The organism is Bartonella sp. W8167, assembly GCF_016100335.1.
Lineage (GTDB): Bacteria > Pseudomonadota > Alphaproteobacteria > Rhizobiales > Rhizobiaceae > Bartonella > Bartonella apis.
In genome coordinates, this window is the sequence record NZ_JACFSQ010000004.1 from 125,950 (window position 1) to 133,350 (window position 7,401).

At 46.0% G+C, this 7,401-nt stretch carries 7 protein-coding genes; 1 reads left to right on the top strand and 6 read right to left on the bottom strand.

The features are described from left to right. Nucleotides 1–55: 55 nt before the first annotated feature. From H3V12_RS10655 to H3V12_RS10675, 5 genes are all read right to left on the bottom strand, one after another. Entirely contained in the window at nt 56–1,621 is a 1,566-nt protein-coding gene (locus H3V12_RS10655; RefSeq protein ID WP_198214643.1) for a DHA2 family efflux MFS transporter permease subunit, read from the bottom strand. Between the two features lie 7 nt (nt 1,622–1,628). Beyond that, the gene (locus H3V12_RS10660) at nt 1,629–2,735 is read right to left on the bottom strand and encodes an HlyD family secretion protein (protein WP_198214644.1); all 1,107 of its coding nucleotides are present in this window, start codon (nt 2,733–2,735) and stop codon (nt 1,629–1,631) included. A gap of 88 nt (nt 2,736–2,823) precedes the next feature. Then, nucleotides 2,824–3,222, bottom strand: coding sequence for a Fur family transcriptional regulator (locus tag H3V12_RS10665; protein ID WP_075915525.1), 399 nt, complete (start codon nt 3,220–3,222; stop codon nt 2,824–2,826). Continuing rightward, nucleotides 3,212–4,021, bottom strand: coding sequence for an iron chelate uptake ABC transporter family permease subunit (locus H3V12_RS10670; RefSeq protein ID WP_198214645.1), 810 nt, complete (start codon nt 4,019–4,021; stop codon nt 3,212–3,214). Before H3V12_RS10670 ends, H3V12_RS10665 begins: the two co-directional genes overlap by 11 nt. After that, the gene (locus tag H3V12_RS10675; RefSeq protein ID WP_198214646.1) at nt 4,014–4,802 is read right to left on the bottom strand and encodes a metal ABC transporter ATP-binding protein; all 789 of its coding nucleotides are present in this window, start codon (nt 4,800–4,802) and stop codon (nt 4,014–4,016) included. The genes H3V12_RS10670 and H3V12_RS10675 overlap by 8 nt, the downstream gene beginning before the upstream one ends. Nucleotides 4,803–5,059: 257 nt before the next feature. On the opposite strand from H3V12_RS10675, the gene H3V12_RS10680 reads away from it, so the two are divergent. After that, the gene (locus H3V12_RS10680) at nt 5,060–5,974 is read left to right on the top strand and encodes a zinc ABC transporter substrate-binding protein (RefSeq protein WP_198214647.1); all 915 of its coding nucleotides are present in this window, start codon (nt 5,060–5,062) and stop codon (nt 5,972–5,974) included. 1,072 nt (nt 5,975–7,046) lie between these two features. On the opposite strand, the gene H3V12_RS11115 is transcribed toward H3V12_RS10680, so the two are convergent. Beyond that, on the bottom strand, nt 7,047–7,401 hold a 355-nt coding region (locus tag H3V12_RS11115; RefSeq protein ID WP_210326828.1), incomplete at its 5' end, for a hypothetical protein.

Genomic DNA, 7,401 nt, shown 5'->3' on the forward strand with positions numbered 1-7,401 from the left:
GCGTAAAAAAAGCAAAACCCTTGATCGGTTTTTGCCTTTTTTAGCCTTTCGCACATTAATGCCCGCCAACTCCACCGCTTAATGTTTTCGGTTTTTTTACAGCAAAAACCAGAAGTGTCAAAATTGCGAACAAGAGAGTAAGAATGAAGAAAGCGTCGATAAAGGCCATGACTGTCGCTTGCTGGCGGACAATATTATAGAGCTGCATCAAAGCCGAATCCTTCGGGTTCAAGCCTGCCATATCAAGTTTGTTTGCCAAAGCATTCAACAGGTCAATTGCCTGCCGGTTTCCCCATTGCACGCTTTCGGACAGTCGCTCATAATGAAAATCGGTACGCCGCATGATAATGGTGTTGATGATTGCAAGCCCCACAGCACCACCGAGATTACGGGTGAGGTTGAAAAGACCGGATGCATTTTTAAGCTTTTCGGCCGAAAGTGTGCCAAGTGCAATGTTGTTGATCGGCACCATACACAGGATGAGCGAGCCGCCACGTAAAATTTGCGGCCAGAACAGTTCCCAGAAATCCCAGTCTGATGTCATTCCGGTGACAAGCCAGGTTCCCCAGCCAAAACCCGCAAAACCAAGCCCCATCATTAAACGCGGGTCAAGCTTGGTCGAAAGAAAACCGGCAAGGGGAGCGGAAAAAAACATCATCAAGCCGGAAACAAACATTGTTTCCCCGATCATCAAGGCATCATAGCCGCGAATTTCCCCAAGATAGAGCGGATAAAGATAGGTAAGCCCGTAAAGTCCGATGCCCATAACGAAAGAAAAGATCGACCCGAGTGCGAAATTCAGGTTTACAAAGGCCTTGAGGTCAACAATCGGGTTTTTCGCTGTCAGCACACGCCAGAAAAACAGAACGGCAGAAATGCCCATGACAATGGTAAAACGGAAGATCATTTCGTCTTCCATCCAGTCATTGCGCGGACCTTCTTCAAGCACATATTCAAGGGAGCCGAGAAAGGTTGCCATGGTAATTAAACCGAACCAGTCGAAGGATTGGAAAAGCGAACTATCACCTTTATCAAAATCAATGAGCTTCCATGAAGCAATGGTTACGAGAATGCCGAAGGGCACATTGACAAGAAACAGCCAATGCCACGAAAAAGCATGGCTCAGATAACCGCCGACTGTCGGTCCAATCGTGGGGGCAAGTGTTGCCACCAACCCGATAATGGGAGAAACAATCGGCTGTTTTGAAGGCGGAAAAATGGTGAAGGCAGCAGCGAACACGCTTGGAATCATGCCACCGCCGATAAAGCCCTGAAGGGCACGGTAGGCAATCATCTGTTCAATCGAGCCGGCTGTTGCACAAAGGGCGGATGCAATAGTAAAGCCGGCAGCCGAAATTGTAAAAAGCACACGCGTTGATAACAACCGCCCCAAAAATCCCGATAACGGGATCATAATAACCTCGGCAATGAGATAGGATGTCTGGACCCAGGCTATTTCATCCGAGCTTGCCGAAAGTCCTGCCTGAATTTCCGACAAGGAGGCAGAAACAATCTGGATGTCGAGAATTGCCATGAACATGCCAAAAACCATGGCCACGAAGGCCACGATTTTTTTCGGCTCAATATGATCTTCCGTGTGGGGGAGACTGGCAGCGGTCATCAAAACCTCACTTTGTCGCCAATGATTTTGCACCTTCCGGTTTTGTGCGCATGTCGACGCTGACAACCACGCTCATGCCGGCACGAATGCGCCCTGTTGCCAGAATATTTTCAGGTATCGATATTCTGACCGGAACACGCTGGACAATTTTGGTAAAATTGCCGGTGGCATTTTGTGGTGGCAAAAGTGAAAAAACAGCGCCCGATGCAGGCGACAATGAAACGACTGTGCCTTCAAAGCTTTCGCCATCAAGCCCGTCGACAGAGATGCGAACTTTTTCACCGCCATAGATCGAAGGAAGTTGGGTTTCTTTATAATTGGCGTCAATATAAAGCGCATTGACAGGAACGAGTGCAGCCAAACGCTGTCCATTGACGACATAGTCACCTTTTTTACCGGCAAGATTTCCCAAAACACCATCAAAAGGTGCGCGCAAAACGGTAAAATCAAGGTCACGACGGGCTTTGTCGCGTGCCAGTTCAAGGCTTCTCGTTTCGCTTACCGCCTCGTCATGTTGCGCTTCAAGAACCGTAATATTGGCAGCCGCCGCAGCAATTTGCGCATTGGCGCGCGTGACATTGGCAACGGCCTGATCATAAGCCGACTGGGCATTATCGACAGCCGATTTTGCAACGAAACTCCCGACATTCAGTTCTTTTGCACGTTTTAACGTAATATCAGCATTGACGGCCACCGCATTGGCCGCGTCTTTTTGTGCATTGGCTTCGTCAAGCGAGGTTTTCGAAGCGGCAATCTGCGCTTCGATACGCGCGAGCGTGCGGCTTTGCGTTTGAAGTTTTGCTTTTGCTTCGTCATAAGCGATTTTATAATCGCCATCATCAAGACGAAACAGCACATCGCCTTTTTTGACATAATGATTGGTTTCAACCGGAATGTCATTGATATAGCCGTTGACCTTGGGGGCAATCGAGGCAATATCGCCTTGCACATAGGCATCATCTGTTGTGACCAGAAAACGCCATTCGGTCAGCCACCTAAACCCCAGCCACAAAACTGCAATGGCAGCAATAATTGCAATCGCTATCGCAATTTTTTTGTGCGGGCGTTGTTTGGCCTGAATTGTCTTGTTTGTGCTGTTAGAAAAATCTGTCATGGGACAAGGCTTCCACGTCTGATGAAAGAGTGCGGTGTTTAACCAAAACGGGTTCAACCGTCAATAAAATGGACACACCGACAACGCTTCAGACCCGCTTCGGGTTGCATCTGGTGCATATTCCGCGAATTTCGATCGTCGTTGTGCGCGGTAAAAAGCCTTCTTTTCGTGTCATTTGAAGAATATTTTCTGCAATAAGCGGATTTTCGATTTCCGCAACCCGATTACAGTTTTCACAAATGATAAAGACCGTAAGCCCATGATTATGCTGGTCGGGATGTGAACACGCCATAAAAGCATTGACGCTTTCGAGCTTGTGAACCAGTTTTGCGGAAACAAGTTTTTGAAGTGCACGATACACTTGCAATGGCGCGCGAAAGCCTTCTCCATGCAACCTGTCAAGTATTGTATAGGCGCTCAATGGCGCCTGTTCTTTTTCGAGGACTGAAAGCACCAACATCTGGTTACGGGTGAGCTTATCTGTCATGGGAAAATTCCTTGATTACTCCACTTATCAGTCTGCTTGCAATAAACAGGATAAACAGTGCAACAACAACGCTGGGGCCCGAACGGCTGTCAAACCGGATCGAGGCGTAAAGCCCGAGAACCGTTCCGATAATACCAATCAAAGCAGCAAGAATGGCCATTTGTTCAGGGGTTGATGAAAAACGCCGCGCAGTGGCAGCAGGAATAATGAGAAGTGCCGTAATCAGAAGTATACCGATGATATTTATGGCAACCGCAATAACAATGGCCATAAGCAACATAAAAATGAAACGGGCGCGTTCCGGCTTCATATTTTCTGCCTTCGCCATGTCGATATTGATCGTCAGTGCGAGAAGCGGACGCCACAAGAGAAAAAGCACAACAAGAATGACGGCGCATCCGATCCACACCGTCAACACATCTGTGCGGGAGACAGCCAGAATATCGCCGAACAGGTAGCTATTGATATCAATATTTGTCCAGGTCATGAAGCCAATCAGGATAAGTCCGATTGCCAGTGTTGCATGGGCAAGAATGCCGAGAAGCGAATCGCCCGACAATTTTTCTTTTGCCTGAAGAATAAAGAGTGCAATCGAAACAATGACTGCAACAAGGAAAACGCCAAGCACCGTATCAATGTTGACAAGTAAGGCAAAAGCGACACCGAGCAAAGCCGAATGGGCCATGGTATCGCCAAAATAGGCAAGTTTTTGCCAAACAATAAAACAACCGAGTGGCCCCGCCATCAATGCTACGCCAATTCCTGCTAAAAACGCTCTTACAAGATAATCGTCAAGCATTATCGTTGGCTCCGATATTTTTGGTTGTTTTTCCGGCCGGAGTGTTGATGACGGCACCATGAATGTTATGCCGGTGGTTATGATGATGCTCATAAAGTGCCAGACCGTTTTCGGGTATTGCACCGACAAGGCGCCCGTAAGCTTCGCTTTGTGCAACCTCGGTTGGTGCTCCGCTGCAGCAAATATGGCCGTTTAAACAAATCACGCGATCGGTAGCTGCCATGACAATATGAAGATCATGGGAGATGAGAAGAATACCGCAATCAAGTTTTTTGCGCAGACTGGCAATCAATCCGTAAAGCTCGGTTTCTCCATTATAATCGACTCCTTGTAGAGGTTCGTCTAGAACGAGAAGATCAGGCTTTCTTGCAATTGAACGAGCAAGGAGCACCCGCTGCAATTCCCCGCCCGAAAGATCGGCGACATTGGCATTTTCCAAATCGGCAACGCCTGTCTCGCTCAAAACCGATGCCAGTTTTTTGGCATCAAGTTTGGCTGTCAATGTCATGAAACGGCGAACCGTCAAAGGTAGGGATGGGTCAATCACCAATCTTTGCGGCACATAGCCGATGCGCAAGCCTGCTTTTCTGGTCACAGTCCCCGCTGATGGTTTTAAAATTCCCAATGCCATTTTTGCTGTGGTTGATTTTCCCGAACCGTTCGGACCAATCAGTGTAACGATTTCACCACGATAGATATCAAGATCTATATCATGGACAAGCCAGCGACCATTGCGTTCGATGCCTGCTTTTGTAAGCGACAACAGCCATTCTTTATCCATTTTTCCAATCCTCAAATCGTTTCATGCAATCAATCATAGTTTCTGCCAATCAGATTCTGCCAATCAAAGTTTTGACTTGTCATTATCCAATCTTCAGTCATGAAAATCAGCCTAAACTCAACTATGATTCCTCCTTCACTACACTAAAGTTTGACGGCAAACGCCTTGCACTTCTTCAACAACTGGCTTAATACAAAACTGTAATGTAATAAAGTAACATTTAAAGGGTAAAATTGTTTCGGTCTCTTTATTATACAATGGCTGCATGCGTGCTGATTTTCGTCTTCGTCATCAAAGCACAAGCGTCTTCAGTCCCTCAGGTGGTGGTTTCCATCAAACCGCTTCATTCATTGGTCGCCGCAGTTATGGGAAAATTGGGTACACCGACGTTGATTGTTAAACAGGCCGGCTCGGAACATGGCTATGCGTTAAAGCCATCAGATGCGAAAATGTTGTCCGAAGCTGACATTATTTTTATAGCAAATCCCGATATGGAGCTTTTTCTTGCCAAACCGATAGAAAATCTCGGTGTCAAAGACCGGATGATTGCACTTTCTGCTGCACCCGGTGTCGAGCTTCTCCCGATCAGAGAAGGTGGTTTGTTCGAAGGCGAAGCTGAAAACCATAGTCATAGTGGTAAAGATGGCCACGCAATGGATTTCCATTTCTGGCTTGACCCCGAGAATGCCCGGAAAGTCGTCATTTATGTGGCCGATATTCTTGCTAAAAAAGACCCAGATCATGCTGATATCTATTATAATAATGCGAAAGCCTATGATAAAATGCTTGCCGAAACCGAGCAGAATATAAAAGAAACTATTTCACCATTCCGTGACAAAAACTTTATCGTTTTTCATGATGCCTACCATTATTTTGAACATCGTTTCGGCCTTCATGCAGTCGGTTCGGTGGCACTTGACCCTGAACGTCAGCCGGGTGCTCAACGACTGGGTGCAATCAAAAACACCATCGGCAAGGAAAATGTCGCTTGTGTTTTTGCCGAGCCGCAATATCCGAATAAACTTGTTGATGTCGTTATTGAAAATACGTCTGCCAAAGTCGGCATGCTTGACCCGTTGGGACAATCATTACCGGAAGGTTCAGGCCTCTATCCGGAATTGATCGCCAACCTCGCCGATAATCTGGTCAATTGTCTATCCCGCGATAAGTAAGATTCCGTCGGCAAATAGTGTGCAAGCATCTTTCTTTGCCATCGAACCGGTTATTGCGATGTCGTAAAACTGTTCGTTTTCTACGCCGGTTAGCGTTCGAAATACTTCAACGCCCTGTTTGTCGCCGATATAACAGGGTAAATTTGATTCCTTCCGGTGCTTAATAACATCCTGCAAGTCTTATGACTTGTGTTTCCTCCCATTTTTAAAAGTGGACGTTACTTATCGAGCGAGAGGGTTTGCGTCACTGAATTGTGTGTATCAGGATAGGGACAGACGAGATTGCAGGAGCCTGTCGTCAATTTGGGTGATGCTCCGGACATGTTTTGACCGATGCATTTTCCTATAGAGGAGCCAGTCAAATAATTTCATGCCTCTTCTATATTTGATCCATTTATATGAAGTGATGCGCTCTCCGTCATTTTATATGTCGTCTGTGTTTCCCAATTTAAAACCGTAAAAATCCTTTGACTCTCGGGAAAATCGGTAAGTTGCCCGAATAACGGTTTGCCGCGATGGAGCGACCGGTTTTTTCTCCTGCCATTTCAAACAAAAATGAAAATTTTCATTTTTTCGGGAACTTAAATGGAATAATTGCATTTAAAGGCTGAAAAATTTTGCCACGCCTATCAGATAGCAAGTTTTCATTTTCGTATAGTCAGTGGCACTTCGGGTTTAAAAACTTATTGGTCGGTCTATGTTTTTCAAAAACCACTAACCGAGCAAACTTATTTAAGAACGCAAATTTCTCACCTCGGGTGATCAGCCGAATTCATGATTATGAAACGAGAGTTGCGAACTTTATAATACTATCAGTATGGGCGGGGGTGCCTCCGTTCCGCAACGGGTCTCGCAGGATCAGTGGAATCAACCGCAAATGCAAAAGAAGATGGGATGGTTCGAAAACACGAAGTCCTCGAATTAATTCATGTGAATGAAGACATATACAGAAAAAGACATTGGTTGATCCGAAACATTGCAGGAAACAAAGAAGACAGACTCGAAGAGACGACCATAAATCACAGGCTATCCAATTGGCTGATAGCGCGAATGTTCCAGACATGCGGCAAAATCAGGGTGATTCTTGTCTCTGAGACGTGATTCTTGAAAAAAATGGCGTTGATTCTGTTAAAAAGGCTTCAAAATGCCCTAAGACGCATTTTTTTCGAGCGTTTTTCGGTTCTGAAAGTTGAGAAAAACATTTTTGGCGGTAAATTTTCGACTTTTTTGAAACTCTAGATGCGATTTTTTGCACCATTTTCGAGGTGTAATCGTTAGCCGGCACACGGTAAGATTGAATCGACATAAAAAAACGAAAAAAGTGCATTTTTTTTCGATATCGCTGTTGACTCTGGGAGAAAGTGAGGTCTATATGAGCGCCACAACGAGGGCGGTACGCCGCTGGCGACAGTGAGTTGCGCTCTTGG